The organism is Streptomyces sp. F001 (genome assembly GCF_004187715.1).
In the GTDB taxonomy this organism is placed as follows: Bacteria; Actinomycetota; Actinomycetes; order Streptomycetales; family Streptomycetaceae; genus Streptomyces; species Streptomyces flavusporus.
Window position 1 is genome coordinate 66,710 of sequence record NZ_QZWF01000007.1, and the last position, 26,612, is coordinate 93,321.

Genomic DNA, 26,612 nt, shown 5'->3' on the forward strand with positions numbered 1-26,612 from the left:
GCTTTTTCCTCGCTCACAGCTTCGGCGCAATCTCTTCGGTCCAGATCCGCTCCCGCTGCTCCTGCGACATGTGGCAGGCGGCCCAGTGCCGGCTGCCGACCTCGGTCAGCTCGGGGCGGACCGTGCGGGTGACGTCGTCCTTCGGGATGTCCGCGTACGGGCAGCGCGGGTTGAAGGCGCAGCCGGACGGGAGGTTGATCAGAGAGGGCGGGGAGCCCTTGACCGGGACGAGGCGCTCCTGCTGCTCACGGTCCAGGCGCGGCATCGAGCCGAGCAGGCCCCAGGTGTAGGGGTGGCGGGGCTCGTAGAACACCTTCTCGGCGGGGCCGCGCTCCACGCAGCGGCCGCCGTACATCACCAGCAGGTCGTCGGCCAGTTCGGCGACGACGCCCAGGTCGTGGGTGATGACGATGACGGCGGAGCCGAACTCCTTCTGCAGATCGCGGATCAGGTCGAGGATCTGCGCCTGGACGGTCACGTCGAGGGCGGTGGTCGGCTCGTCCGCGATGAGCAGTTCGGGGTTGTTGACCAGCGACATCGCGATCATCGCGCGCTGGCGCATACCGCCGGAGAACTCGTGCGGGTAGCTGTCGACCCGCTTGTCGGGCTGCGGGATGCCGACCCGGTCGAGCATCTCCACCGCGCGCCGCTTGGCGGTCTTCTTGTCGACGTCGTGGTGGATGCGGTACGCCTCCACGATCTGCTGGCCGATCGTGTAGTACGGGTGCAGCGCGGACAGCGGATCCTGGAAGATCATCGCCATCTCGCGGCCACGCATCCGGCGCACCTGGTCGGCGGGGGCGGACAGCAGCTCGGTGCCGTTCAGCCAGATCTCGCCGGAGATCTGCGCCTTGCGCTTGCCGTACTGGCCGGCGGTGTGCAGGCCCATGATGCCGAGCGAGGTCACCGACTTGCCGGAGCCCGACTCGCCCACGATGCCGAGGGTCTTGCCCTTCTCCAGCTGGAAGCTGAGCCCGTCGACGGACTTGACCAGGCCGTCGTCGGTCGGGAAGTGCACCTTCAGGTCGCGCACTTCGAGGAAGGCGGTCGGGGCGGCAGCGGTGGTGGGCTCGCCCACGGCCGCTCCGGTCTTGCTGAGTTCGGTCATGCGAGCCTCACTCGGGGGTCGATCACGGCGTACAGGACGTCCACCACGAGGTTGGCCAGGAGCACCGCGAGGGAGGTGATCAGGGTGACGCCCAGGATGATGGGCAGGTCCTGGGTCTTGATGGCGTTGAGCACCGCCTGGCCGAGGCCGGGCAGGCTGAACGTGGTCTCGGTCAGGATCGCGCCGCCGATGAGGGCGCCGAGGTCCATGCCGAGCATGGTCAGGATCGGCGTCATCGTCGAGCGCATCGCGTGCTTGCCGATGACCACCTGTTCGCGCAGGCCCTTGGCGCGTGCGGTGCGGATGTAGTCCTCGCCGAGGATCTCCAGCATGGTGGCGCGGGTGATCCGGGCGTACATCGCCGCGTACAGGAACGCGAGGGTGACCCACGGCAGGATCATGCCGCCCAGCCAGCCGGAGAAGCTCTCCTCCAGCGGCACGTACTGCCCGTCGATCCAGCCGAGTCCGTAGCTGAAGATCGCCAGGCTCAGCAGGCCGGTGAAGTAGATGGGCAGGGAGACACCGCCCAGTGCGACGACCATCGCGCCGCGGTCCCACAGGGTGCCGCGCTTGAGGGCGGAGAGCACACCGGCGGCGACACCGAAGACCAGCCACAGCAGCGCGGCACCGAGCGCCAGACCCAGGGTCACCGGGAAGCGGTCGGTGAGCACCGGCCAGATGGCCTGCTCGCTGCGGAAGGAGTAGCCGAAGCAGGGCGCGGAGCAGTGCGTGACGTCACCGCCGGCCGCGTAGGTGCGGCCCGCGAAGATGCCCTTGAAGAACTCCCAGACCTGGACGTAGATCGGTTCGCCCAGACCCAGCTTCGTCCGCACGGCCTCGACGGCGGCGGGGTCGGCCTGCTTGCCCACGAAGCTCGTGGCGATGTCGACGCCCACCCACTTGGGGACGAGGAAGAAGATGCTGAAGACCACCACCATGATGACCACCAGCATCACTGCGGCGGCGAACAGCCGCCTGATGAGGTAAGTGAGCACAGCTCTCGGCCCGCCGCGGACCGCGGGCCACCGGAGGTCGTCCGATGGCCCGCGGTCACGCCACGCCGGCCTTCACCTGCCTTTCGTGCCGTACGGCGGGTGTGCCGGGTTTACTTCGAGCTCTTCAGACCGAGGTTGACGAAGTCGTACATGCCGCTGTAGCCGTCGGACGTGTAGACGTTCGCCAGGTCGCTCGAGCGCCAGTTGATGAACTTCTCGAAGACGAAGGGCAGGTAGTAGCCGCCCTCCATCACCTTGTGGTTGATCTCCGTGGCGATCTTGGTCTTCTCGGCGTCGTCCAGCGTGTTGACGTAGTCGTCGAACAGGCCGTCGATCGTCTTGTCCTTGATCAGCGCGTAGTTGTTGTTGCCGCTCTCAAGGATGTAGCTGCTGTCCCACAGCGGCAGACCGAAGCCCTGGACGGTCGGGAAGTCGGGGCCCCAGCCCATGATGATGATGCCGAACTTCTTCTTCTCGACGTTGGAGGGGCTGCCGATGATGCCGCTGGTCTGCGAGCCGTCGTACTGCTCGATCTCGGCGTTGATGCCGACCTTCTTCAGCGAGGCCTGGAGGGACTCGGCGGTGGCCACCTCGACCGGCTTGTTGTTGCGGACCGCGATGGTGGTCTTGAAGCCGTTCGGCTGACCGCAGGCCTTCAGCTCTTCCTTGGCCTTGGCGACGTTGCCGCTCTTGTTGGCGGTGGCGAGCTCGAACGGGTCGTACTTCTGGCCCTCGGAGCCCGGCACGGACGGCGGCAGCATGTTGGTGCCGATGTCACCACCGGCGATGGGGCCGCCACGTGCGGTCTGCAGGGAGACGTGGTCGGCGCCGTAGATCACGGCCTTGCGGCAGTGCTCGTTGTCGAACGGCTTCACGCTCTGCGGGAAGACCGCGTAACGGATGTAGCCGGAGACCGGGTTGTCCAGGTTGGCCTTGTGCTCCTTCAGGGCGGTGGTGCGGCCCTGCGGCGACATGCCGGTCTGGTTGATGTCCAGGTGGTAGTCGCCGTTGATCAGGCGCTGGTCCATGTCATTGGCGTTGGAGAAGAAGTTGACCGTGATCGCGTCCGGGTAGGCCTTGCGGATCGGGTCGGAGGACTGCTTCCAGTTCTCGTTGCGGACCAGCTTCAGGGACTTGCCGGGCTCGTACGACTCGAACTTGTACGGGCCGGAGGAGAACGGGTGCAGGCCGTACTTGGACTTGGTGTCCTTGTCCTGGCGCACCGGCGAGGCCGAGACCAGGGCCAGCATCTCCTCGAAGTCCGAGTTGGCCTTCGGCAGCTTGAAGATGATGGTCTTGTCGTCGGGCGTCTCGATGGCCTTCAGACCGAGCTTGTCCTTGGACTTGTCCTTGTACGGGCCCTGGTACTCGCCCTTCGGGTCCAGGACGTCCTTCAGGTAGACCGGACCGCCGGCCAGCACGTCCTGCGCCCAGACGCGCTCGATGCCGTACTTGACGTCCTTGGAGGTGATCGGCTTGCCGTCCTCCCACGTCACGTCGTCACGCAGGGTGTACTTGTAGGTCTTGCCGTCGTCGGAGACCTCGGCGAGCCCGGTGGCGAGGTCGGGCGCCAGCTCGGCACCGGCCTTGCCCGGCTCGGCCTTGTTCGTGACGAGCTGACGGGCGTAGTAGCGGGAGAAGTTCCACATGAAGCCGTAGTAGCCGCGCGTGGTGTCCCACGAGTCGGCGTCCTGGGCACCCGCGAACTTCAGCGTGCCGCCCTTCTTGGCCAGGTCGGCCTGGGCGACCTTGTTGTTGGCGGCGTCGAAACCGGCCGCGCCGTCCTTCGAGCCACCGTCGCCGTCGCCGTTGCCGCCGCCGCCGCACGCCGCCGTGGTCAGCAGCGCGGCGACCACGGCGGCAGCGGCCATGGCCTGCTTGCGCCGCCCTGAGGTGCGTTGGGTAGTCACGATCTCGGATCCTCCGGATTAGATGAGAGACCCCGTGCTTTGGGCCACGGGTCGCTTGGGGTACGGCAGTTCAGCGGGAGCCCTTCGGGTCCAGCGCGTCACGCACGCCGTCGCCGAAGAGGTTGAAGGCAAGAACGGTGAGGAAGATCGCCACGCCGGGGACCACCATGTACATGGGGTCCGAGTCGTAGTAGTCGATCGCGTTCGAGAGCATCTGCCCCCAGGAGGCCGTGGGCGGCTTGACGCCCACGCCCAGGAAGCTGAGTGCCGCCTCGGTGAGGATGTTGGTGGGGATCATCATCGTCGTGTAGACGATGATCGGTGCGACCAGGTTGGGCAGCAGCTCCTTGAAGAGGATGTACAGCCGCCCGGCGCCCAGCGATCGGGCCGCCTCGACGTACTCGCGCTCACGCAGCGAGAGCGTCTGGCCGCGCACCACGCGTCCGATGTAGGGCCAGCCGAAGAAGCCGATGACCAGGATCATCACGAACAGGCGCACACCCGTGCCGGTCAGTCCCAGCATCTCGTTCGGCATGACGGAGACCAGCGCGATGATGAACAGCAGCTGCGGGAAGGCCAGCAGTCCGTCCATCACCCGGCTGATGACGGAGTCGACCCAGCCACCGAAGAAGCCGGCGAGGATGCCCAGCACGGTGCCGAGGATGACGGCGACGACGGCGGACAGGAAGCCGACGAGCAGCGAGATCTGGGCGCCGTAGACGATCCGGGCGAAGATGTCGCGGCCACTGACCGGTTCGACGCCGAGCAGGTGCTCGCCGCTGATGCCGCCGAAGGAGCCGATGGGGGTGCCGAAGAGCGGGTCGATCAGGTCCTCGTGGTGGGCCTCGGGGTCCTGCCCGACCAGTCCGGTGATGACCGGCGCGAGCACGGCGACCAGGATCAGGAGAAGCACCACGATGCCGCCCGTGAGGGCCAGTTTGTCGCGTTTGAGGCGCTCCCAGGCGATCCGCCCCAAGGACCGGCCCTGTACGGCCTTCGCGTCGCCGCTGACCAGCGCCGCTTCCTCGGCCGCACTCGGGGCCGCTTCCGCGGTCGGCTCGTGCAATGGTGCCGTCATCTGGCAGGGACCCCTCTCAACCGGCGGTAACCGGCCCGCACTTGCCGCTGTAGCGGCGTGATCAGTCCGTCGTACACAGGGGCGCCCTCCGGACGAAGACGCGGAAGAACACCCCTGGAGCGGGAGTCTTCAACGCTTTGGCGATCTGTTGCCAGACTTGACGGTGAATGGATGCGTAACCGTGATGCTGTCCTGGGGTTTCCGTTATCCGGACAGTGGTTAACGGGGGTCGGACGGGTACCAAGTGGGGCGATTAGGACAAGAGGCATCTTTCTACCCTTGTCTACGCGCGAAGAAGAAGCCCTGGTACGGACCACAGGAGCGACAGGGGGCCGGTTCCGGTCAGTACCGTCCCTGGACCGGCGGAAAGCCGTACCCGGCGGCCGGCGCCTGGGCCGGGGCGGCGGCGTGTGCCTCACGGTCGTAGAAGGGGCGGGCGTTGGCGCGCAGCCACATCGCGACCGGGTCGTACTCGTCGGACATCGCGACGGTCGACACCGGCAGCCCGTCCGGGACCGCGCCGATGGACTGCTGCATCATCGTGCGCACCGAGTCGACGGCGGGCGGCGAGGTGTCGTACACATCCAGCCCGATGGCGAGATACGGCGCCCCGAGAGCGGGCTGCACCCAGGCGCGGCGCAACGAGCGGACGGCTGGGGTGCGGTGGGCGTTCTGCGACAAAAGGGCATAGAACTGCGGAATCTGGATGCCGGGTTCGGACAGCCGCAGCGGGCCCGACGGCTGTCGGTCCAATCCGGTGGCGATCCGGCGCAGGTCGAGCCAGGGGATGCCGACGCCGCCGCCGGGGGCGTGCGGGTTCAGCCAGAGGCCGTAGTGGTCGGGGTAGAGGGTGCGGGCGACGTCGACTCCGTCGACGACCTCGTAGGAGCGGTTCCAGCCGCTGGCCGACAGCTCCTGGGCGGAGGTGACGCACGGGGCGTAGCCGTACCCCTCGACCTCCATGTTTCCGTACTGGGCGTCCGGGGAGCCGGCCTGGCCGTGCCAGAGCAGCATCCAGATCTGGCCGGAGGACGGAGTCGCGAGGGCGCGCAGCAGTGCCTCGTAGGCGTCGTAACGCCCCGGCGTCACCTGGCGCAGCATGTGCTCGACCTGGCCCGCCGCGATGCCGCTGGCGCTCACTTGTACCGCCCCTTCACTGAGTTCGCCCAGAGTATGAAACCAGCTTATGCGCCCAAGAGCTTGGGGCTCGTTGTCCGTCGGCGAGTGCGGGTTTTCGTTATGACTTGTCGCGCCCACGGTGGGCGAGGAGCCGCATATCGGACACAGCCCCGCGCCCCCCGGGGGCACTCCCCTGACGGACGTTCAGAAGTCCCGTCGATAGAAGGGGCGCACCCGCTCGCGCAGCCAGGCGACCACCGGGTCCTGCGCCACGTCCATGAGGACCAGGTTGACCGGCCACTTCACCGGGACCCGGCCCAACGCCCGGCCCAGCGCGTCCAAGGGAGCTGCCCGTTGATCGCCCTCCCACTGGGAGAGTTCGATTCCTACGAACATCACCGGGTCCGCCGTTTCGATCGCCGCCAGGCAGCGACGGGCCGTCAGGACCACGCCGATGCCCTCGAACTCCGCGGACGCCGCCGCGAGGAAGTCGACCGGGTCGTCCTGCCAGTCGGGTTCGAAGAGGCGGACGCGGCCGCCGCTCGTGAGCCCGTCGAGCGGGGTGCGCCCGGCCCGGCACAGTTCGGCCACGGCGGGCGGCGGCAGCGGGATGCCGACCACGCCGCCCGGGTTGACGACGATGCCCGCCTGCGGGGGCAGGCCGCGGGCGAACTCCACGGCCGGGGCCACGGTGTACGACATGTGGGAGCCGACGACCTGCCGGAACTGTTCCTCGGAGCTGAAGACCGGCACGTAGGCCTGGCCCTCGATGTCCAGCGTGGGCAGGTCGAGCGGGCCGCTGTGCGGGCCGCCGCCGTTCGGCAGCGGCACCCACACGAAGCTGCGGCCCAGCACCTCGACGATCCGGCCGCCGGCCGAGGGCACACCGAGGGAGGCCGACAGCACCTCCTCCAGCTCGTTGCCGGGCCATCCGCCGTGCGGATGGGGGTGCGCCTGCGCCGGGAAACCCCCGGAAAGGTCCGGGGGGAAGTCCGCCGGGAAGTCGTCCATCTGCCTACCGCCTGCTCCGTACCTCTACTGCGGCTGAAAGGCTAACGCCCCTCATGGGGCGGATCCCCTCAGCCCACGAAGCCGATGCGGCGCAGGGTGTCCGCCGCCTCCCGGTCGAGGAGGACCGCGCCGCCGCAGCCGTGCGGCAGGTCACCGCGTTCCGTACGGCGCACCAGGCGGCCGGCGGCCCGGCGGTGGCGCAGGAACGCGTACCGCGAGACCCCGCGGCCGCGCTCGCGCTGGCCGGCCAGGGCCTGCTCGGGGGTGACGTCGAGCAGCAGCATGTGCAGGGTGCCGCCGCGGCGGCGGGCCTCGCGGGTCAGCCAGGCGCGCACCCAGGCCTGCGTACCGCAGTCGTGCACGACGACCGGCTCGCCGGTGCGCAGGGTGCGGCGCAGTCCGGCGTAGTGGGCGAGGCGGACGAGAGGCCGGTAGACCGCGTACGGCAGCCAGGCGGGCATGCGGCCGTCCCAGCGGTCGCGGGTGTCCTGGGAGTCGATGCGCAGTCCGCGCACCGCCCTGCGCATCAGGGTCGACTTGCCGCTGCCGGGCAGGCCCGTGACCACGACGAGGTCGCGGGGCCCGAAGAGCAGCGCGTGCGGGCTGCGGCCCTCCCGCTCGCGCAGGTCGCGGACGACGGGTGACGGCAGCGGAGCGCACGCCTCCCTGGCCGGGGTGGTCGGCTGCTTGGGCAGCGCGAGGCCCGAGGTGGTGGCGTACGCCGTGGTCCTGTTCACCGTGATCGTCCTCCCCTGGGGCGGTTCACGAGTTCCCATCCCCGTCGAGTGTAAAGAGAAAGTAATGCTCGACGTCTCCTGTTTCCGTCCCCTTCCTGCAACAGCGCTGCTACAGCATGCCCAGCCCGGCTGTGCGGAATCTGTGCGGCCGCTGTTCGCCGGCCCGGTAAAGGCCCGGCAAGGTGACCCTGCCGCACCCGGCCGATGCATGCAATGATGGCCGCGCCAACTGCATACCGGCCGCTTGAATCCGCGCGGGAGAGTCCCCGGCAGCACTGCCGTCGGGGCGCCGAAGGAGCAAGTCCCTCCCTTGAATCTCTCAGGCCCCGTTACCGCGCGGGCGAGGCACATCTGAAAAGCGGGCCCTGCGTGCAGTGGCCCCACCCAAGGTGCAAGCCAGGACCGACAAGTGGTCATGGCGAACCTCTCAGGTTCCGATGACAGATGGGGAGGAACGACCTTCCCGTCATGCCCTTGGAGACCGACCGATGAGCAGTACCGCACTCCGCCGCACCGCGCTCGATGCCCTGCATCGCTCGCTCGGCGCGACGATGACCGACTTCGCCGGCTGGGACATGCCCCTGCGCTACGGCTCCGAGCGCGACGAACACCTCGCCGTGCGTCACCGGGCCGGGCTCTTCGACCTCTCCCACATGGGCGAGATCACCGTGACCGGCCCGCAGGCCGCCGCCCTGCTGGACTACGCGCTGGTCGGGAACATCGGCGGCGTCAAGGCCGGCCGCGCCCGCTACACCATGATCTGCCGGGCGGACGGCGGCATCCTGGACGACCTGATCGTCTACCGGCTCGCCGAGACCGAGTACATGATCGTGGCGAACGCCTCGAACGCCCAGGTGGTGCTCGACGCGCTGACCGAGCGGGCCGACGGGTTCGACGCCGCCGTCCGCGACGACCGGGACGCGTACGCCCTGATCGCCGTCCAGGGCCCGGAGTCCCCCGGCATCCTGAAGTCGCTCACCGACGCCGACCTCGACGGCCTGAAGTACTACGCCGGCCTGCCCGGCACCGTCGCCGGTGTCCCCGCCCTGATCGCACGCACCGGCTACACCGGCGAGGACGGCTTCGAACTGTTCGTGCAGCCGGAGCACGCCGTCGCGCTGTGGCAGGCGCTGACCGAGGCCGGCCAAGCTGTCGGCCTGGTCCCGTGCGGGTTGTCCTGCCGGGACACGCTGCGCCTGGAGGCGGGCATGCCGCTGTACGGGAACGAGCTGTCGACCTCGCTGACGCCCTTCGACGCCGGGCTCGGCCGGGTCGTGAAGTTCGACAAGGAGGGCGACTTCGTGGGGCGTGCGGCCCTCGCCGAGGCCGCCGAGCGTGCCGCTTCCGAGCCGCCGCGCGTCCTGGTCGGCCTGGTCGCCGAGGGCCGCCGGGTGCCGCGCGCCGGGTACGCCGTGGTCGTCGGCGGTGCGGTGATCGGTGAGGTCACCTCCGGTGCCCCCTCCCCCACGCTGGGCAGGCCGATCGCGATGGCGTACGTCGACGCCGCGCACTCGGCGCCGGGCACGCCCGGGGTCGGCGTGGACATCCGGGGCAGCCACGAGCCGTACGAGGTCGTGGCGCTGCCCTTCTACAAGCGCCAGAAGTAGACACCGGCCCGCGGGTCCGGCGTGACCCCGCGCACATTTCCCCTGCTCACCCGCAATTCCAGTAGTCCCCCATTCACCAGCACTCCCCCGCGTACAGGAGAATTCAGGCCATGAGCAACCCCCAGCAGCTGCGCTACAGCAAGGAGCACGAGTGGCTGTCGGCCGTCGAGGACGGCGTCGCGACGGTCGGCATCACGGAGTTCGCGGCCAACGCGCTCGGCGATGTCGTCTACGCCCAGCTCCCCGAGGTGGGCTCCACGGTGGCCGCGGGCGAGACCTGCGGCGAGCTGGAGTCGACCAAGTCGGTCAGCGACCTGTACTCCCCGGTCTCCGGCGAGGTCACCGAGATCAACGAGGACGTGGTGAACGACCCGTCCCTGGTGAACTCCGCCCCCTTCGAGGGCGGCTGGCTGTTCAAGGTGCGCGTCGCCGAGGAGCCGGCCGACCTGCTCTCCGCCGACGAGTACGCCGCCCACACCGCCGGCTGAGGAGTCGTAGCCGTATGTCCGTACTGAACACCTCGCTGCACGAGCTCGACCCGGCGGTGGCCGCCGCCGTCGACGCCGAGCTGCACCGTCAGCAGTCCACCCTCGAGATGATCGCCTCCGAGAACTTCGCGCCGGTCGCGGTCATGGAGGCGCAGGGCTCGGTCCTGACCAACAAGTACGCCGAGGGCTACCCGGGCCGCCGCTACTACGGCGGCTGCGAGCACGTCGACGTGGTCGAGCAGATCGCGATCGACCGCATCAAGGAGCTGTTCGGCGCCGAGCACGCCAATGTGCAGCCGCACTCGGGTGCGCAGGCCAACGCGGCCGCGATGTTCGCGCTGCTCAAGCCCGGCGACACGATCATGGGTCTGAACCTCGCGCACGGCGGGCATCTGACCCACGGCATGAAGATCAACTTCTCCGGCAAGCTGTACAACGTCGTGCCCTACCACGTCGACGACTCCGGCGTGGTCGACATGGCCGAGGTCGAGCGCCTCGCCAAGGAGCACAAGCCGAAGCTGATCGTCGCCGGCTGGTCGGCCTACCCACGCCGGCTGGACTTCGCCGCGTTCCGCCGGATCGCGGACGAGGTCGGCGCGTACCTCATGGTCGACATGGCGCACTTCGCCGGGCTGGTCGCGGCCGGACTGCACCCGAACCCGGTGCCGCACGCGCACGTGGTCACGACCACGACCCACAAGACGCTGGGCGGCCCGCGCGGCGGTGTGATCCTGTCCGTTCAGGACCTCGCCAAGAAGATCAACTCGGCGGTGTTCCCGGGGCAGCAGGGCGGCCCCCTGGAGCATGTGATCGCGGCAAAGGCGGTGGCGTTCAAGGTCGCCGCCTCGTCGGAGTTCAAGGAGCGGCAGACGCGGACGCTGGAGGGCGCCCGCATCCTGGCCGAGCGCCTGGTGAAGGACGACGTGAAGGCGGCGGGCGTGGATGTGCTCTCCGGCGGTACGGACGTCCACCTCGTCCTCGTCGACCTGCGCAACTCCGAGCTCGACGGGCAGCAGGCCGAGGACCGGCTCCACGAAGTCGGCATCACGGTCAACCGCAACGCCGTCCCGAACGACCCGCGCCCGCCGATGGTGACGTCCGGCCTGCGCATCGGTACGCCCGCGCTGGCCACCCGCGGCTTCACGACCGACGACTTCGCCGAGGTCGCGGACGTCATCGCCGAGGCGCTGAAGCCGTCCTACGACGCGGCGTCGCTGAAGGCCCGGGTCGCCGCCCTCGCGGAGAAGCACCCGCTGTACCCCGGCCTGACGAAGTAACCCGCCTCCCGGGGCACCGCGCACACTGGGAGGTGAGCGCGGTGCCCTGCCCCTAGAGCGTGTCCGGCGGATCATGCCGGAATCGCGGGGCCTGGCACACCCTGGTTCCACCCCTGTACTGAGGAGTCACCGTGGCCATCTCGGTCTTCGACCTGTTCTCGATCGGCATCGGCCCGTCCAGCTCCCACACCGTGGGCCCCATGCGCGCGGCCCGCATGTTCGCCCGCCGGCTGCGGGGCGAGGACCTGCTGAGCTCGGTCGTCTCGATACGCGCCGAGCTGTACGGCTCCCTCGGCGCGACCGGACACGGGCACGGCACGCCCAAGGCGGTACTCCTCGGCCTGGAGGGCGCCTCGCCGCGGACCGTCGACGTCGAGACCGCCGACCAGCGGGTGGAGGACATCAGGTCCGCGGGCCGGATCCGCCTCCTCGGAGAGCACGAGATCGCCTTCGCCTACGACGACGACCTGGTCCTGCACCGCCGTAAAACCCTCCCCTACCACGCCAACGGCATGACCCTGTGGGCCTACGACGCCGCCGGCGCCGAACTCCTCTCCAAGACGTACTACTCGGTGGGCGGCGGATTCGTCGTCGACGAGGACGCGGTGGGCGCGGACCGCATCAAACTCGACGACACCGTCCTGAAGTACCCCTTCCGCACGGGCGACGAACTGCTGCGCCTGACCAAGGAGACGGGCCTGTCCATCTCCTCCCTGATGCTGGAGAACGAGCGCGCCTGGCGGTCCGAGGAGGAGATCCGCGAGGGCCTGCTGGAGATCTGGCGGGTGATGCAGGCGTGCGTGTCGCGCGGCATGTCCCGCGAGGGCATCCTGCCGGGCGGGCTGAAGGTCCGGCGGCGGGCGGCGAACACGGCCCGCAAGCTGCGCTCCGAGGGCGACCCGAAGGCGCTGGCCATGGAGTGGATCACGCTCTACGCGATGGCCGTGAACGAGGAGAACGCGGCGGGCGGCCGGGTCGTGACCGCCCCGACGAACGGTGCCGCGGGCATCATCCCGGCGGTCCTGCACTACTACATCAACTTCGTGCCGGGCGCGGATGAGGACGGCGTGGTCCGCTTCCTGCTCGCCGCCGGCGCCATCGGCATGCTCTTCAAGGAGAACGCCTCCATCTCCGGCGCCGAGGTCGGCTGCCAGGGCGAGGTCGGCTCCGCCTGCTCCATGGCGGCGGGCGCGCTCGCCGAGGTGCTCGGCGGCAGCCCCGAACAGGTCGAGAACGCCGCCGAGATCGGCATGGAACACAACCTCGGCCTCACCTGCGACCCCGTCGGCGGCCTGGTCCAGATCCCCTGCATCGAACGCAACGGCATGGCCGCGGTCAAGGCCGTCACGGCGGCACGCATGGCGATGCGCGGGGACGGCTCGCACAAGGTGTCGTTGGACAAGGTCATCAAGACGATGAAGGAGACCGGCGCGGACATGTCGGTCAAGTACAAGGAGACGGCCCGGGGCGGGCTGGCGGTGAACATCATCGAGTGCTGAGCGCGTCACCCGCGCCGCGAAGGGGAATCACCAACTCATCAACTCCCGTCCCCCCACAGGCACTCCAGGAGCGCCCATGCTGCGCGGCATCGACGTCAGCTCGTACCAGCCCTCCGCCTACGACACCGACGGGCTCTCCTTCGTCTTCATCAAGGCGACGGAGGGCCGTTCGTACGTCAACCCCAAGCTGTCCGCCCAGACCAAGCGCGGCCGTGACGCCGGGCTCCTCGTCGGCTTCTACCACTTCCTCTGGCCGGGCAACCTCACTGCCCAGGCGGAATACTTCGTGAGCCGCGCCCCCGAGAAGGGGAGCGACATCCTCGCCGTCGACTGGGAGACGACCGGCGACGGCACCCACGCGAGCAACGCGGAGAAGGACCGCTTCATCCGGAAGGTGAAGGAGCTTCGGCCGAACCATCGGGTGATCTTGTACTGTAACCGGCATTTTTGGCTGACCGTGGACGAAACCTCGTACGCCGGTGACGGCCTGTGGATCGCCGACTACGTCACCGCTGGCAAACCCCGCATCCAGGCCAAGTGGCGCTTTCACCAGTACACGTCCGACCCGGTGGACAAGAACGTCGCGGACTTCGCGAGCAAGGCCGCTCTGCGCGAGTGGGCCGAGGGCGCCTGACGGATCTATTCGTCCAACAAAGCCAGTTCCGCCCTGAGCCGCTTCACCGGTGGGTCAGCAAGGTACTTGTTGAGCAGGTCGAAAGTACGAAGCTCGGGCCGTAGACCTTCGTACCAGCCCAGACCGAAGCGATTGCAAGTGTCGCAGACGAGTCCCCGCACGCAATTGCCGCAACTGCCCTGCCCAGGGCAGCATGCATGGTCGTGATCGACAGCCATGGCCCTTCCACCTGTGTGGGCATCCCCGCACACGGCGCAATTGCCGCGCTGGAACCGTAAGAGCAGGTCAATGAATTCCTTGGTCACCTTGTAGTTGTTGAGGCGGACGTGTTCGGCGTTGCACGGCTTGCAGTACGGCCGTGCAACGCCCGATGCGTTGAGCTTCGAGTACTCCGATACAGGCTTGTGCTCGCCACATCTGCGGCACTCGATGATTCCGCGCCTGACCATGTCCTGCACGGCGCCTTGGCCCCGCTTTTTGCGCAGCGGCGTGAGCGGTTGCCCCTTGCTCTGCTGCTGATAATGCCCCGTGCAGAACCCCCTGGAGGACACTGCCCTCGTACACCCCCCGAAGGAACATGTGCGGCCCTCAGCTGTTGCACGGTCGAGGTTGATGGGCGCCAGCCCTCTCCCTCTTCGATGCTGCATGTAGTGCGTTCTGCACAGCCCCTTCGTCAGCGGGTACCTGTCGGATGACCTGTCGCAGGCCCATCCGTCCCCACCCGCTTTGCACACCCTCACTCAATCCCCCCACAGAAGAGCCTTGTTGACACACCATCCGATCAACGAAGGAATCGCACACAGGTCACGCTGATGCACACAGAAGCGATTCCCCTGGGGCGTCGCTCGGCCCGTACAGGCTTTGACCTGCGGCGAAGCAGTCGTCGTACGGAGGGGGATTCGGGACATGGGTGGGACGATCGCTGCGGTCAGCAGTAACGGGACATACTCCTTCAGCAAGCCGAACCGGGAGAGCATCACGCTGCTCGAAGGGCTGGGGGTGAAGGGGGACGTGCATGCCGGTGTGACCGTGAGGCATCGGTCTCGGGTGGCGAGGAACCCCTCGTCACCGAATCTGCGGCAGGTGCACCTCATTCCCGAGGAGCTGTTCGAGGAGGTTCAGGAGGTCGGGTTCGAGGTCGTGGCCGGGGAGCTCGGGGAGAATGTGACCACTCGGGGGATCGATCTGCTCGGGTTGCCGGTCGGGGCGCTGTTGCGGCTCGGGGCCGAGGCCGTCGTCGAGGTCACCGGGCTGCGGAACCCGTGTCTTCAGATCGACAACTTCCAGGACGGGCTGTTGAAGCAGGTCGTCGGGAGGGATGCGGACGGGGTCGTCCGGCTCAAGGCCGGGATCATGAGTGTGGTCGTCAGCGGTGGCACGGTGCGGCCCGGGGACCCGGTCGCGGTCGAGCTGCCGGACGGGCCGCACCGGCCCCTCGAGATCGTCTGACCTACGCGCGGAACCCCGCCGGACGCTCCGGGCTGGCCTCCGCCAGTGCCTTGGTGACGGCCTGGGCCCCGGCCCGCAGTCCGTACACCGGGGTGTCGGGCTGCTGGCGCCAGGAGTCGTCGATGCCGCCCGCGTCGACCGTGTCGAAGCCGAGTTCGTCGATGAGGGACCGGACCTTGCCCTTCGCCACCTCGTCGTCGCCGGCGACGGGGAGCGCCATGCGGTCGGGGGCGCCGGCCGGGAGGGGGCGGTCCAGGATGTCCTGGGCGTAGGTGCCGTTGAAGGCCTTGATCACGGGGTGGCCGATCTGCCGTTCCGTCCAGCGGCTCTCGGTCAGGCCCTCGTCCTCGATCTCCGCGATCCTTCCGTCCCGCTGCTGCGGGTAGTAGTTGCCGGTGTCGATGACCGCGACCCCGTCCGCCGCCTCGTCGAACAGGCCCGACGGCAGCTTGGGGACCGCCTTCAGGGGGATCGTGACGACGACGATCTCCGCGCCGCGGGCCGCCTCCTCGACCGGGACGGGGGTCGCGCCCGTCTCTTCAGCGAGTGCGGTGAGGGTGTGCGGGCCGCGGGAATTCGCGACGGAGACGTCGTGGCCGAGGGCGGTGAGCCGCCGGGTGAGGTTGCCACCGATGTTTCCCGCGCCGATGATGCCGATCTTCATGACAGGACTCCCAGAGTAGATGTATGTGCATACGCCTGGGCAACATCAACTCGGGACGACCGCGGAGTATTCCGGAAGGTCTCAGACCCTTACGACGATTTTGCCCGTGTGCCGGTTCGACTCCATCAGCCGATGGGCGTCCTGGATGCGGTCGAGGCCGTCGAAGACCTCGCCGACGACCGGGCGGAAGCCGCCGTCGGCCAGGCCGGCGTTGAGGAAGGCGGTGGATCGGCGGCGGCCGCCGGGCGTGGTGGTGAGGGTCAAGTTGGCGTACGTGTGGATCGTGAAGGGCCAGGTCCAGGGGATCTCGGCGGGGCGCGGGTCGAGCCAGCCGTAGACGACCACGGAGCCACCCTGCGCGAGTCCCTCGGCCAGCGGGCGGAAGCCGGGGCCGCCGATGGCGTCGAAGATCACCTCGGCGCCGTTGCCGCCGGTGAGCCGCCTGACCTCCTTCGCCACGGCCTCCGGCGCCGACTCCCCGGTGACGATCACCTCCGCCGCGCCCAGGTCGAGCAGCTGCCGCCGCTTCTCCTCGGTACGGGTCGTGACGAGCGGGATCGCGCCGATGCGGCGGGCCACCTGGATCGCCGCGGTGCCGACCCCGCTGGACGCGCCGGTGATGAGCACATGGTCACCGGGCTTGAGGCCCGCGGTCTCCAGCAGGGCGCCGTACGCCGTCGTGTACGTCAGCCAGGCCGCGGCCCCCGTCACCGCGTCCACGGAAGCGGGCCGCCGGACGACCGCGGTCTCGGGCAGCACCACCCGCTCCGCGTACACGCCCTGGGCGCTCATCTCGATCCCGGGGCCGGTCATCACCGGGTCCCCGATGGCGAGTTCGGTGACTCCCTCGCCGATGGCCTCGACCACGCCGGAGGCCTCGTAGCCGAGGCGGGAGGCGGGGAGGGCGGGCTGGTAGTAGTAAGTGCCGGACCGGAAGAGGGCTTCGGCCCGGTTGAGGCCCAACGCCTCCACTCGTACGGTGACTTGGCCGGGGGCGAGGTCCGGGACGGCGACGTCCTCGATGGCGAGGACCTCGGGTCCGCCGATTTCATGAAAAAGCACGGTGCGTGCGGTGGTTGGCATGCCAGAAACGCTAGGCGGCCGGGTGCGAGACGCTCCATGTCCACCGGTCTCGTTTTCCTGTCCGTACGTCTTCCCGGCCGACTGCGGGGCTACGGTACGGACATGGACGTACTCAGCGACGCCGTGGGTGCGATGCGCACCGGGCGGCCGCACTCCTCGCGCCAGGACAAGTACGCGCCCTGGGGGATGCGCTTCGAGGCCTCGGAAGGGGCCGGGTTCCATGTGGTGCTGCGTGGGTCGGCATGGCTGATCCCTGCGGAGGGCGAGCCGGTGGCGGTGGGGCCGGGGACGTGGTGTTCCTGGCGCACGGGCGGGGGCACGCGCTGGCCAGCGCGCCCGACGTACCGATGGAGGAGGTACGGCCCGGACCGGACGGGCGGTGGCCCGAATCGCCGCTCCCGCCAAGGGAGTCGACGCCGGACACGGTCCTGTTGTGCGGCGCCTACCAGCTGGACCGCAGCCGCGCCCACCGACTGCTGACCGAGCTGCCGGAGGTGGTGCATCTGCCCGCCCGGGTCGGCGCGCACCGCTCGTTGTGGGCGGCCGTGGAGCTGCTGGGCATGGAGCTGGAGGAGCGGCAGCCGGGTTCGGACGCCATCGTCACCTCGCTCCTGGACACGCTGCTGCTGTACATCCTGCGTGCCTGGTGGCAGCGGGACGGCTCCACCCGGCCGACAGGCTGGTCGGCCGCGCTCGCCGACCCGGCGGTGGCGTCGGCGCTCAGGGCCATCCACGGCGATCCGGCCCACCCCTGGACCGTCGAGGAGCTCGGCGCCAGGGGCGGTCTCTCCCGGGCGGCCTTCGCCCGTCGCTTCACCGCGCTGGTCGGTGAGCCGCCGCTCGCGTATCTGACGTGGTGGCGCATGACCACGGCGAGCCGGCTGCTGCGCGCAGACGACACCCCGCTGCGCCGGATAGCCCAACGCACCGGCTACACATCGGAGTTCGCCTTCGCCAAGGCCTTCAAGCGGGAGTTCGGGGTGGCGCCGGGGCAGTACCGGCGGATGGCGTCCTAGGACGAGGGCGCCCCCTCGCGTCGTGTCGCGAAGGGGCGCCCCTGTGGCCGTGGCCGTGTCACTTGTTCAGGTACGTCCAGAACTCATCGAACGACATGCGCCTGTCGCCGTCGAGGTCACGGCTGGCGATGACGGCCTCGGCGATCCCCTGGGTGACGTTCCAGTCGCCCTCCTGCGTCAGAGCGGTCCTGAACTCGGCAGCGGTGATCACACCGTCACCGTCCGAGTCGATCCGCTCGAACTGCTTGCGCGCTTCCTCGATGTCCGCCACCGGTTCCGCCCCTCGTCTCATGCTGTGTCCATTGTGCTGACGAAGGTCAGATTAACGGTCCGGGTGAGCGTGCAATGCGGCGACCACCCAGGAGAACTCCTCCTCGTGCGCAGGCTGGCGTTCGAGGCCGTTCACGACGGCCGAGAGCTCGCGGTACCGGGCGACCCGCGTGTTCGACGCCGCCGTCAGGCGTTCGAGTACGGCGGCCCGGTCGGCGTTGCCGAGCAGGCCGCGCAGGATGTCGTCGGCCTCCGGGGCGTCCGGGGCGATGCCCTTGCGCAGCGCCTCCCCCGCGAGCTGCACGAGGCGGCTCATGAACCACAGGGACGTGCCCGCCGGGACGTCCGGTCCCCGGTCGGCGGCGTTGAACTCGACCATCCTGCGCATCAGTACCCGGAAGTCCGGGTCCTGGATCAGCTCGGCGAGCTCCACCCATGCGTCGACCTGCTCGGGGGCCGGATCGTCGGGCAGCTGCGCCGCCGCGAACCGCAGCCGGGTGCGGATGTCGGGGTCGGCCGTGTCGAGGCCGTCGAAGATCTCCGCCATGAAGTCCTCGACGATCCGCGTCCGCTCGGCGGTCGACAGTCGTGCCAGCTTGTTCATCAGGGTCATCTCCTCTGCGGTCGAGCCGCGTCGCGCCACGGTCGACAGCACCGCACGGGTCACCTTCAGGGAGCGGATCTGCGCGTCCAGCGCCGTCACGTGCGCGGCGGCGACCTCCGCCACCGTCTGCTCGCCGGCCAGCACCTTGCGGACGTCGTCCAGGCTAAGGCCCAGCTCACGCAGGGTGCGGATCAGTTCGAGGCGGGCGGCGGACCCGGCGTCGTACAGCCGGTAGCCGCCCGCGGAACGGGTCACCGGGGGCAGGGCGCCCTCGTCGGACCAGTAGCGGATGGTGCGGACCGTCAGCCCGGTCGCCCGGGCCAGCTCACCGATGGTGAAAAGTGCGGTGTCGTTGTCGATCACGTCTGCGAGTCTGGGCCTTCCAGTGGGTGGAGACTCAAGGAGCGGGGGCGCGTTCGTGGCAAAGACTCTGCGGGACATTCTGGACGCGGCGGCGCGGGGCGTCTTCCCGCCCGCGGACGGCGGCACGACGATCGTGCCCCAGTCCTCTCCCCGGGACGCCGGTGTCCTCGCCTTCACGGCGCACTCCGTCGTCTTCACGGACGAGGACCCGGACTGGGTACGGGCCACGCTGGCCGCCGTCAACAGCGACCCGCTCGCCGCGACCATGAACGCGCGGTTCCATGCGGCCTTCATGGAGCGTACGGGGCGTGGGACGGACACCATCGACGTGATGACCGTGGGTTCACCGCTCCCGGGCGGACCGTCCCTCGCCCTGACGGAGATCGCCGACCCCGGGCATCCCCGGGTCGTCAGTTCCCGCAGGCGGCGTGACGGCGTGCGGGTGTGGGCGGCGGACGGCGGTGTGCTCGTCCTGGGGCGGGGATCGCCGGGCGGCTGGAGGCCGCGGTGGAGGTGGCGGAGGCGGTACGCCATCGGGGGCTGGGGCGCCGACTGGCGGTGGCGGCCCGGCAGCTGTCCGGGGGCGAGCCCGTGTGGGCCCAGGTGTCGGCGGGCAACGCCCGTAGCCTGCGGGCGTTCCAGGCGGCCGGTTACCGTCCGGTGGGGTCGGAGGCGCTGTTCCTCACCCCTTGACGCGGCTGCGCCCTCAGCGGTCCACCACCCGCATCTCGAACCAGGTCGTCTTCCCCCGGGGCAGCAGGTCGACGCCCCAGCGGTCGGACAGCTTGTCGACCAGGTCGAGCCCCCGGCCGCTGACGTCCATCTCCTGGACCGGCATCAGACAGGGCAGCCCCCGGGACGGGTCGCGGACCTCGATGCGGATCCAGCCGGGCCGACGGCGCATACGGAGGCCGAAGACCCGGGCGCCGGTGTGCCGTACGGCGTTGCCGACGAGTTCCGAGACCAGTAAGACGGCGTCCTCGGTCACCTTCGGTGGCAGGCCCCAGTGGCGCAGAACCACCACCTGGGCGAGCCGGCGCGCGGTGGCCGCGGACTCCGGACGGGACGGCAGCGGAACCTCTGCCTTTGTCGGGTTGCCGAACAACTCGAGCGCCTTGAGCGCCCGTTCGTCCTCGACCGCGGGCGACCAGCGCGCCACAGTCGCACGGCCGCGTCCCTGCGGCTGTTCGATGCCCTCGAGCCCCGCCATGCCCCCATCATGGCCGCCCGGCACGGCCTCCGGGGCCGTTCCTGAGGAATACGCCCCCCGGAATACCTCATTCCGAGCGATCCGTTCGGCATATGCCGCTGGCAGTTCGGAGCCCCTCCCGACCCCTCCGACCTGCGAAGAAGGGTCGGTTGACGGCAAAGGACCGGCTCCCTCGACAAGGCAGGCTTAAGGTTGCCTTAAGGCTTCCATAAACCGCCCCATCGAGGGACCCGGATCAGACATCGCGTCAATTGCAAGTACTTCAGGGGCGTTTCCCCGGCGAGTTCGGGAGAACTCAGAGGAACTTCGCCTTGCCCGGCCCCTCCTCCACGAAGCTGCGCATCCCACGCTCCCGGTCCTCCGTCGCGAACAGCCCGGCGAACCAGTTCCGTTCGACGGCGAGTCCGGTCTCGATGTCGGTCTCCAGGCCCGTGTCGACCGACTCCTTCGCCGCGCGCAGCGCGAGCGCCGGACCCTGCGCCAGCTTCGCCGCCCACGCGTGTGCCGTCTCGTAGACCTCGGCCGCCGGGACGACACGGTCCACCAGGCCCAGCGTCAGCGCCTCGTCGGCCTTCACCATCCGGCCGGTGAAGATCAGGTCCTTGGCCTTCGACGGGCCGACCAGCCGGGCCAGTCGCTGGGTGCCGCCGGCACCGGGGATCAGGCCGAGCAGGATCTCCGGCTGGCCCAGCTTGGCGTTGTCGGCGGCGATGCGGTAGTCCGCGCAGAGGGCGAGTTCGCAGCCGCCGCCGAGCGCGTAGCCGGTGACGGCGGCGACAACCGGCTTGGGGATACGGGCGACGGCGGTGAAGGAGTCCTGCAGGGCACGGGCGCGCAGGACCATCGCGGTGTGGTCCATGGCCTGCATCTCCTTGATGTCCGCGCCGGCCGCGAACACCTTCTCGCCGCCGTACACGACCACGGCGCGCACATCCTCGCGGCGCGCGGCCTCTTCGGCGAGTTCCTTGAGCCGGTCCTGCGTCGCGACGTCCAGTGCGTTCATGGGCGGACGGTCGAGGCGGAGGGTGCCGACGCCTTCGGCGACTTCGAGATTCACGGTCATGCAGGTCAGGTTAACGGGGACTAACGGCTACTGGGTCCGGTGCGGTCGGTCACACTCGGCCGGGGGTCTGGGGGTTGCCCCCAGGCAGGCACAGCACGGGGACTAACGGCTACTGGGTCCGGTGCGGTCGGTCACACTCGGCCGGGGGTCTGGGGGTTGCCCCCAGGCAGGCACAGCACGGGGACCAACGACGTCGGCCCCGGTGCCGTACCTCACACCGGGGCCGCAATCCAACGAGTCGTTTACGCCTTCCACTTCTCCCACGACATGTTCCAGCCGTTGAGCCCGTTGTCCGGGTCCACGGTCCGGTCGTTGGAGTTCTTGACGACGACCACGTCGCCGAGCATCGAGTTGTTGAAGAACCAGGCCGCCGGCGCGCCCTTGTCCCAGCCGCCGCGCACATCGCGCAGGCCGATGCAGCCGTGGCTGGCGTTGTAGCTGCCGAAGGCGCCGCCGGCCCAGTAGTTGCCGTGCAGGAAGGTGCCGGAGGTGGTCAGGCGCAGGGCGTGCGGGACGTCCTTGATGTCGTACTCGCCGCCGTAGCCGACCGTCTCGCCGTTCATCCGGGTCACCACGTGCTTCTCGCTGATGACCATCTGGCCGTTCCAGGTCTCCATGCCCGCCTTGCCGGTGGTGACCGGGATGGTCTTGACGACCTTGCCGTCCCGCATGACCTTCATCGTGAGCTTCTTGGCGTCGACGACGGAGACCTGGTTGCGGCCGATGGTGAAGGAGACGGTCTTGGCCTGCTCGCCGTAGACGCCGGGGCGGCCCTCGACGCCGTTCAGATTGAGGTCGACGGTGACCTTGGTGCCGGCCTTCCAGTACTTCTCGGGCCGGAAGTCGAGGCGGTCGTTGCCGAACCAGTGGCCCTCGACCTCGACGGCCGGCTCGGTCTTTATCTTTATCGCCTTCTCGACGTCCTCGGGGCTGGTGATGCCCCGGGTGAAGTTCAGGGAGAAGGGCATTCCGACGCCGACCGTGGAGCCGTCCTCGGGGGTGAAGTGGCCGATGAACGTGTTCTGCGGCGTCAGGGTGGTGAAGTCGGAGTCCTCGGCGCTCTTCCGGCCGGCGGAGTCCTCGGCGACCGCGTGCACCTGGTACTTGGTGGCGGAGGCCAGGTGGGTGGACGGCGTCCAGGTGGCGCCGTCCTTGGATATCTCGCCGGCTATCTCGGTGCCCTTGGCGTCCTTGACGACGACCTCGGTCAGCTTGCCCTTGGCCGCGGTGACCTTGAGGGCGCCGCTGGTGTCGACGGACTTGGCGCCGTCCTCGGGGGCTATGGTGACGGCCGCCTCGGACTGCTTGCTCTCGGCGGTGGCGGTCCCCTTGCCCTTGCTGCCGCCCGACGCTGCTCCCGAGCCGCCCGAGTCCGAGCCGCCGCACGCCGTCACGGCCAGCAGCAGCGCGCCGGCGATCAACGCCGGCAGCCGCCTGCGTCCGCGCCCCCCGCGCGCGTCAACCGAAGCCCCCGATATCGGTCGCACGTTCACGTTGTTCTCCCCTCAACGGGCCCCGGACCGGGCCCTCGTGCGGGCCTCGTCGGACCCGCCTCCCCCGCGCGTCCCGCGCGCACGGCGCATATTAACCACATGACCAGGGGGTCGGCGCCGCACGAGTGTCACCGTTCCGTCCCAACATCGACAACCCGTGCGACCGCCAAGCCGCCGTGCCGAAGGGTCACTTCACAGCACTGCCCGCTTTCCACGCATTCCATCCCATGTTCCAGCCGCCCAGCCCGTTGTCGGGAGCGACCACGTCGTCCTTGCTGTTGACGATCTCGACGACGTCGCCGACGAGAGTGCGGTCGAAGAACCAGCCCGCCGGGGTGTCCGAGCTGCCGCCCTTCACGTCGCGCAGCCCCACACAGCCGTGGCTGACGTTGGACCGGCCGAAGACGTCCTCCGGCGCCCAGTAGTTGCCGTGCAGGAAGGTGCCGGAGTCGGTGAGCCGCATGGCGTGCGGGACGTCCGGGATGTCGTACTCGCCCTTGCCGTCGGGCTTGCGGAAGCCGACGGTGGCACCGTTCATCCGGGTCACCTCGTGCATGTCGGTGACCACCATCTTGCCGTTGTACGTCGTCGTCTTCGGTCCGCCGGCGGTGATCGGCACCGTGCCGAGCAGTTCGCCGTCCCGGCTGACCTCCATGGTGTGTGCGGCCGCGTCGACGAGTGAGTACTGGCTGCGGCCGACGGTGAAGGTGAACGTCTTGTGCTGCACGCCGTAGACGCCGGGCGCGCCCTCGACGTCCCTGAGGCGGAGGGTGACGGTGACCTGGGTGCCGGGCCGCCAGTATTTCTCGGGGCGGAAGTCGAGGCGGCCCTTGCCGAACCAGTGGGGGCGGATCTCGACGGCCGGTTTCGCGCTGACGTGGACGGCGCGTTCGACGGCGGCGCGGTGGTCGATCTCCCGGTTGAACTCCAGGGAGACGATCATGCCGGTGCCGACCGTGGAGCGGTTCTCCGGGGTGACGTACGCGATGAAGCGTTCCTCGGGGACGTACGTCGTGAAGGTGGCGTGCCGGGCCGAGCGGCGGCCGTCGGAGTCCCGGGCGACCGCATGGACCGTGTACTCGGCGGCCAGCGAGAGTTTCTTGTCGTCGGGTGTCCAGCGCCGGCCGTCCGCGGAGATGCGGCCGGGCACCGGGGTCTCCTGGGCGTCCTGGGACTTGACGACGTCGACCGATTCCAGGCGCCCGCCGGGCACCCGTACGGACAGCGTCTCGTCGGGGCGGACGCCCTTGCTGCCGTCGTCCGGCGAGATGCTGATGACGTGCTCGGGTGTCGGGGGTTTGCCGAGCGTGCCGAGCCCGCTCAGGCCGCCCGACGTGCAGCCGGCGGCTCCCGTCAGCAGTCCGGCCCATGTCAGTACGGCGGCCAGTGCGGCCCTCGCGCGCCGCGCGCGCCCATGTACGTGCCTCACAAACATGCCCAACGATCGGGCCCGCCCTGGGGAAACGTGAGTGCGAGCCAAGCTCTGGGCAGAACAGTGGGGAGGACGACGCGACGGGGGGATGCGGAGGGACGCCGCTGCCTCTCTCGCCAGTCGTTCCATGAGCCGTGGGAGGCTGACAGGTGTCCAGCGCAGCCGAGCAGGAGGCGGTGGCGGAGCAAGGCGCCGCCGGACAGCAGGGCCCGGCCGCCGCCGTGAACGGCGTGCAGCGCAGGGCGCCCGAAGTGCCCGTGTGGCCGGGTGCGCCGACGCCTCTGGGAGCCCGTTTCCGGGTCGGCCCGGACGGGGTGGCGGCACCACTTCGCGCTGTGGGCGGGCGGAGGCGGTCGAGCTGTGTCTGTTCGACGAGGAGGGCGGTGAGACCACCGAGCGCCGGCACCGTCTCACCGAGCTGACGCACGAGATCTGGCACGGCTTCGTGCCGGGAGTCATGCCGGGGCAGCGGTACGGCTATCGGGTGCACGGCCGCTGGGATCCGTGGACCGGCGGCCGCTGGAACCCGGCGAAGCTGCTGCTCGACCCGTACGCGCGCGCGGTGGACGGCGACTACGCCGCGTTCGGGTTGTCACCCGAGGTGTACGGGCACGTCCGCGACTGGCCGCAGCAGCAGGTCGCGGACACCGTGCGCGACGAACGGGACTCGGCGCCGTACGTCCCCAAGGGCGTGGTGGTCCACGACGACGCGCCCGACGACGAATGGATGGACGACCGCCGCCCCAAGACGCCGTGGGCGGACTCGGTGATCTACGAACTGCACGTGCGCGGATTCACCCGACTGCACCCCGGCATCCCCGGGGAACTGCGGGGCACCTACGCGGGCCTGGCCCACCCCGCTGCCATCGAGCACCTCACGAAGCTGGGCGTCACGGCGGTCGAGCTGCTGCCCGTCCACCAGTTCGCCCACGAGGACCACCTGCTGCGCCGCGGCCTGAGGAACTACTGGGGGTACAACTCGATCGGCTATTTCGCCCCGCACGCCGCGTACGCCGCCTCCGGCACGCGCGGCCAGCAGGTCGGCGAGTTCAAGCACATGGTGCGCGCCCTGCACTCGGCCGGCATCGAGGTCATCCTCGACGTCGTCTACAACCACACCGCGGAGGCGGGCGAGCTGGGCCCGACGCTGTCCCTGAAGGGCATCGACAACCGCGGCTACTACCGCCTGCAGTCCGACGCCCGCCGCTACGCCGACTACACCGGCTGCGGCAACACCCTGCATGTCGTCCAGCCGCATGTGCTGCGCCTGATCACGGACTCGCTGCGTTACTGGGTGACCGAGATGGGCGTGGACGGCTTCCGGTTCGACCTGGCGGCCGCGCTGGCCCGCTCCATGCACGACGTCGACATGCTGTCGCCGTTCCTGGCGGTCATCGCGCAGGACCCGGTGCTGCGCCGGGTGAAGCTGATCGCCGAACCCTGGGACGTCGGCTCCGGCGGCTACCAGGTGGGCGCCTTCCCCCCGCTGTGGACGGAGTGGAACGATCGCTACCGCAACGCCGTACGGGACTTCTGGCGGCACGCACTGCCGGACGTCCGGGAGATGGGCTACCGGCTGTCGGGGTCGAGCGACCTGTACGCATGGGGCGGCCGGCGGCCGTACGCATCGGTCAACTTCATCACCGCGCACGACGGTTTCACCCTCCGGGACCTCGTGTCGTACGAGCGCAAGCACAACGAGGCGAACGGCGAGGGCAACCGGGACGGCTCGGACGACAACCGGGCGTGGAACTGCGGGGCCGAGGGCGAGACCGACGACGAGCGGATACGGGCGCTCAGGCGGCGCCAGTTGAGGAACCTGCTGACCACACTGCTGCTGTCGACCGGCGTGCCGATGCTGGTCGCGGGCGACGAGCTGGGGCGGACCCAGCGCGGCAACAACAACGCGTACTGCCAGGACAACGAGATCAGCTGGCTGGACTGGGGACTGCTGGAGGACCCCGGCTGGAAGGCCCTGTTCGAGCTGACCTCCCGGCTGATCGAGCTGCGGCACCGGCATCCCGTACTGCGCCGGCGGGCGTTCTTCTCCGGACGTGCGCACTCCGCGGACGGGCTCAGGGACCTGGCCTGGTTCACCCCGCGGGGCGCGGAGATGACGGAAGGGGACTGGTACGCGCCCGCGGCCACGCTCGGCATGTATCTGTCCGGGCGGGACATCCCGGGACGCGACGAGCAGGGGGCGCCGATCCTCGACGACAGCTTCCTGGCCGTGCTGCACGCCGGGGAGCGGCCGGTGAGCTTCGTACTGCCGGGGCCGCCCTGGGCGGAGCGCTACGAGGTGGTCGTCGACACCTCGCGGGAGGAGCAGGGCGAGGAACCGGGCGTGGTGCACCGGGCGGGGGCGACGATCACGGTGCCGGGGCGGGCGGTGCTGTTGCTGAAGTGGGGTGAGGCTGTTGGGCGAAGATGGTTGAGCGCTGTTGGGCGAAGTGGTTGAGACTGCTGTGCGAAGGTGGGTTGAGCGCTGTTGCTGAGGGTGGG

22 protein-coding genes, 3 pseudogenes and 1 riboswitch are annotated in these 26,612 nt (G+C 69.5%); of the genes and pseudogenes, 9 read left to right on the forward strand and 16 right to left on the reverse strand.

The features are described 5' to 3' along the window. Nucleotides 1-13 precede the first annotated feature (13 nt). From StrepF001_RS24925 to StrepF001_RS24955, 7 genes are all read right to left on the reverse strand, one after another. Nucleotides 14-1,108: an ABC transporter ATP-binding protein gene (locus StrepF001_RS24925; protein ID WP_129800459.1), complete on the reverse strand. Its 1,095-nt coding sequence runs from the start codon at nucleotides 1,106-1,108 to the stop codon at nucleotides 14-16. Next, nucleotides 1,105-2,103 (reverse strand): ABC transporter permease, encoded by a 999-nt coding sequence (locus StrepF001_RS24930; protein ID WP_129800460.1) that lies wholly within the window; start codon nucleotides 2,101-2,103, stop codon nucleotides 1,105-1,107. The genes StrepF001_RS24925 and StrepF001_RS24930 overlap by 4 nt, the downstream gene beginning before the upstream one ends. A gap of 110 nt (nucleotides 2,104-2,213) precedes the next feature. Continuing rightward, on the reverse strand, nucleotides 2,214-4,013 hold the full coding sequence (locus StrepF001_RS24935; protein WP_129800461.1) for an ABC transporter substrate-binding protein: 1,800 nt from the start codon (nucleotides 4,011-4,013) through the stop codon (nucleotides 2,214-2,216). Nucleotides 4,014-4,083: 70 nt separating this feature from the next. Then, nucleotides 4,084-5,091 (reverse strand): ABC transporter permease, encoded by a 1,008-nt coding sequence (locus tag StrepF001_RS24940; protein ID WP_129800462.1) that lies wholly within the window; start codon nucleotides 5,089-5,091, stop codon nucleotides 4,084-4,086. Nucleotides 5,092-5,433: 342 nt separating this feature from the next. Continuing rightward, nucleotides 5,434-6,231 (reverse strand): enhanced serine sensitivity protein SseB C-terminal domain-containing protein, encoded by a 798-nt coding sequence (locus StrepF001_RS24945; protein ID WP_129800463.1) that lies wholly within the window; start codon nucleotides 6,229-6,231, stop codon nucleotides 5,434-5,436. A 183-nt stretch (nucleotides 6,232-6,414) separates the two neighbouring features. Then, nucleotides 6,415-7,221 (reverse strand): enhanced serine sensitivity protein SseB, encoded by an 807-nt coding sequence (locus StrepF001_RS24950; protein WP_129800464.1) that lies wholly within the window; start codon nucleotides 7,219-7,221, stop codon nucleotides 6,415-6,417. Between the two features lie 68 nt (nucleotides 7,222-7,289). Then, the gene (locus StrepF001_RS24955; RefSeq protein ID WP_129800465.1) at nucleotides 7,290-7,958 is read right to left on the reverse strand and encodes an AAA family ATPase; all 669 of its coding nucleotides are present in this window, start codon (nucleotides 7,956-7,958) and stop codon (nucleotides 7,290-7,292) included. Between the two features lie 245 nt (nucleotides 7,959-8,203). After that, a riboswitch (glycine riboswitch) is annotated at nucleotides 8,204-8,303 on the forward strand. 143 nt (nucleotides 8,304-8,446) lie between these two features. Between StrepF001_RS24955 and gcvT the strand changes: the two genes are divergently transcribed. The 5 genes from gcvT to StrepF001_RS24980 all read left to right on the forward strand — a co-directional run bounded on the left by gcvT (nucleotide 8,447) and on the right by StrepF001_RS24980 (nucleotide 13,463). Further along, a complete protein-coding gene (gene gcvT / locus StrepF001_RS24960) occupies nucleotides 8,447-9,565 on the forward strand; it encodes a glycine cleavage system aminomethyltransferase GcvT (RefSeq protein ID WP_129800466.1) in 1,119 nt (372 codons plus the stop codon). Between the two features lie 110 nt (nucleotides 9,566-9,675). Continuing rightward, the gene (gcvH, locus tag StrepF001_RS24965; protein WP_129800467.1) at nucleotides 9,676-10,053 is read left to right on the forward strand and encodes a glycine cleavage system protein GcvH; all 378 of its coding nucleotides are present in this window, start codon (nucleotides 9,676-9,678) and stop codon (nucleotides 10,051-10,053) included. A 14-nt stretch (nucleotides 10,054-10,067) separates the two neighbouring features. Then, a complete protein-coding gene (gene glyA / locus StrepF001_RS24970) occupies nucleotides 10,068-11,330 on the forward strand; it encodes a serine hydroxymethyltransferase (protein ID WP_129800468.1) in 1,263 nt (420 codons plus the stop codon). A gap of 131 nt (nucleotides 11,331-11,461) precedes the next feature. Continuing rightward, nucleotides 11,462-12,829 carry an L-serine ammonia-lyase gene (locus StrepF001_RS24975; RefSeq protein WP_129800469.1) on the forward strand — a complete coding sequence of 456 codons (1,368 nt, stop codon included), beginning with the start codon at nucleotides 11,462-11,464 and terminating at the stop codon, nucleotides 12,827-12,829. A 76-nt stretch (nucleotides 12,830-12,905) separates the two neighbouring features. After that, complete coding sequence (locus StrepF001_RS24980; RefSeq protein WP_129800470.1) at nucleotides 12,906-13,463, forward strand: glycoside hydrolase family 25 protein; 558 nt, start codon at nucleotides 12,906-12,908, stop codon at nucleotides 13,461-13,463. A gap of 5 nt (nucleotides 13,464-13,468) precedes the next feature. Here the strand turns inward: StrepF001_RS24980 and StrepF001_RS24985 are convergent, their stop codons facing one another. Continuing rightward, a complete protein-coding gene (locus StrepF001_RS24985; protein WP_165396359.1) occupies nucleotides 13,469-14,014 on the reverse strand; it encodes an endonuclease domain-containing protein in 546 nt (181 codons plus the stop codon). Between the two features lie 355 nt (nucleotides 14,015-14,369). Here StrepF001_RS24985 and StrepF001_RS24990 point away from each other — a divergent pair, with 355 nt between their 5' ends. Beyond that, entirely contained in the window at nucleotides 14,370-14,912 is a 543-nt protein-coding gene (locus StrepF001_RS24990) for an MOSC domain-containing protein (RefSeq protein WP_129800472.1), read from the forward strand. A gap of 1 nt (nucleotide 14,913) precedes the next feature. Here StrepF001_RS24990 and StrepF001_RS24995 read toward each other — a convergent pair whose 3' ends face one another. Together StrepF001_RS24995 and StrepF001_RS25000 are read right to left on the reverse strand one after the other, a co-directional pair. Beyond that, nucleotides 14,914-15,576: an NAD(P)-binding domain-containing protein gene (locus StrepF001_RS24995; RefSeq protein ID WP_129800473.1), complete on the reverse strand. Its 663-nt coding sequence runs from the start codon at nucleotides 15,574-15,576 to the stop codon at nucleotides 14,914-14,916. An 81-nt stretch (nucleotides 15,577-15,657) separates the two neighbouring features. Continuing rightward, on the reverse strand, nucleotides 15,658-16,659 hold the full coding sequence (locus StrepF001_RS25000; protein ID WP_129800474.1) for a zinc-dependent alcohol dehydrogenase family protein: 1,002 nt from the start codon (nucleotides 16,657-16,659) through the stop codon (nucleotides 15,658-15,660). Between the two features lie 102 nt (nucleotides 16,660-16,761). Between StrepF001_RS25000 and StrepF001_RS25005 the strand changes: the two are divergent. After that, a pseudogene (locus StrepF001_RS25005) lies at nucleotides 16,762-17,675 on the forward strand (AraC family transcriptional regulator). Between the two features lie 58 nt (nucleotides 17,676-17,733). Here StrepF001_RS25005 and StrepF001_RS25010 read toward each other — a convergent pair. Both StrepF001_RS25010 and StrepF001_RS25015 read right to left on the reverse strand, forming a co-directional pair. Beyond that, on the reverse strand, nucleotides 17,734-17,946 hold the full coding sequence (locus tag StrepF001_RS25010; protein ID WP_129800690.1) for an EF-hand domain-containing protein: 213 nt from the start codon (nucleotides 17,944-17,946) through the stop codon (nucleotides 17,734-17,736). 51 nt (nucleotides 17,947-17,997) lie between these two features. Next, nucleotides 17,998-18,912 (reverse strand): MerR family transcriptional regulator, encoded by a 915-nt coding sequence (locus StrepF001_RS25015; protein ID WP_129800475.1) that lies wholly within the window; start codon nucleotides 18,910-18,912, stop codon nucleotides 17,998-18,000. Between the two features lie 55 nt (nucleotides 18,913-18,967). Between StrepF001_RS25015 and StrepF001_RS25020 the strand changes: the two are divergent. Further along, a pseudogene (locus tag StrepF001_RS25020) lies at nucleotides 18,968-19,605 on the forward strand (GNAT family N-acetyltransferase). Between the two features lie 13 nt (nucleotides 19,606-19,618). Here the strand turns inward: StrepF001_RS25020 and StrepF001_RS25025 are convergent. The 4 genes from StrepF001_RS25025 to StrepF001_RS25040 form a co-directional block, all read right to left on the reverse strand. Then, a complete protein-coding gene (locus tag StrepF001_RS25025) occupies nucleotides 19,619-20,122 on the reverse strand; it encodes an ATP-binding protein (protein ID WP_165396360.1) in 504 nt (167 codons plus the stop codon). A gap of 295 nt (nucleotides 20,123-20,417) precedes the next feature. Further along, the gene (locus StrepF001_RS25030) at nucleotides 20,418-21,185 is read right to left on the reverse strand and encodes an enoyl-CoA hydratase-related protein (RefSeq protein ID WP_129800477.1); all 768 of its coding nucleotides are present in this window, start codon (nucleotides 21,183-21,185) and stop codon (nucleotides 20,418-20,420) included. Between the two features lie 242 nt (nucleotides 21,186-21,427). Beyond that, the gene (locus StrepF001_RS25035) at nucleotides 21,428-22,678 is read right to left on the reverse strand and encodes an Ig-like domain-containing protein (RefSeq protein WP_129800478.1); all 1,251 of its coding nucleotides are present in this window, start codon (nucleotides 22,676-22,678) and stop codon (nucleotides 21,428-21,430) included. 187 nt (nucleotides 22,679-22,865) lie between these two features. Then, the gene (locus StrepF001_RS25040) at nucleotides 22,866-24,107 is read right to left on the reverse strand and encodes an Ig-like domain-containing protein (protein WP_129800479.1); all 1,242 of its coding nucleotides are present in this window, start codon (nucleotides 24,105-24,107) and stop codon (nucleotides 22,866-22,868) included. A 152-nt stretch (nucleotides 24,108-24,259) separates the two neighbouring features. Between StrepF001_RS25040 and glgX the strand changes: the two are divergent. Next, nucleotides 24,260-26,568 (forward strand): annotated as a pseudogene (gene glgX / locus StrepF001_RS25045) (glycogen debranching protein GlgX). Nucleotides 26,569-26,612 lie beyond the last annotated feature (44 nt).

Bases quoted from the DNA above. Each gene is read 5' to 3' on its own strand.
- StrepF001_RS24925 (WP_129800459.1), bottom strand. From the start codon at position 1,108: ATGACCGAACTCAGCAAGACCGGAGCGGCCGTGGGCGAGCCCACCACC.
- StrepF001_RS24940 (WP_129800462.1), bottom strand. From the start codon at position 5,091: ATGACGGCACCATTGCACGAGCCGACCGCGGAAGCGGCCCCGAGTGCG.
- StrepF001_RS24950 (WP_129800464.1), bottom strand. From the start codon at position 7,221: ATGGACGACTTCCCGGCGGACTTCCCCCCGGACCTTTCCGGGGGTTTC.
- gcvT (WP_129800466.1), top strand. From the start codon at position 8,447: ATGAGCAGTACCGCACTCCGCCGCACCGCGCTCGATGCCCTGCATCGC.
- gcvH (WP_129800467.1), top strand. From the start codon at position 9,676: ATGAGCAACCCCCAGCAGCTGCGCTACAGCAAGGAGCACGAGTGGCTG.
- glyA (WP_129800468.1), top strand. From the start codon at position 10,068: ATGTCCGTACTGAACACCTCGCTGCACGAGCTCGACCCGGCGGTGGCC.
- StrepF001_RS24980 (WP_129800470.1), top strand. From the start codon at position 12,906: ATGCTGCGCGGCATCGACGTCAGCTCGTACCAGCCCTCCGCCTACGAC.
- StrepF001_RS24990 (WP_129800472.1), top strand. From the start codon at position 14,370: ATGGGTGGGACGATCGCTGCGGTCAGCAGTAACGGGACATACTCCTTC.
- StrepF001_RS24995 (WP_129800473.1), bottom strand. From the start codon at position 15,576: ATGAAGATCGGCATCATCGGCGCGGGAAACATCGGTGGCAACCTCACC.
- StrepF001_RS25000 (WP_129800474.1), bottom strand. From the start codon at position 16,659: ATGCCAACCACCGCACGCACCGTGCTTTTTCATGAAATCGGCGGACCC.
- StrepF001_RS25025 (WP_165396360.1), bottom strand. From the start codon at position 20,122: ATGGCGGGGCTCGAGGGCATCGAACAGCCGCAGGGACGCGGCCGTGCG.
- StrepF001_RS25030 (WP_129800477.1), bottom strand. From the start codon at position 21,185: ATGACCGTGAATCTCGAAGTCGCCGAAGGCGTCGGCACCCTCCGCCTC.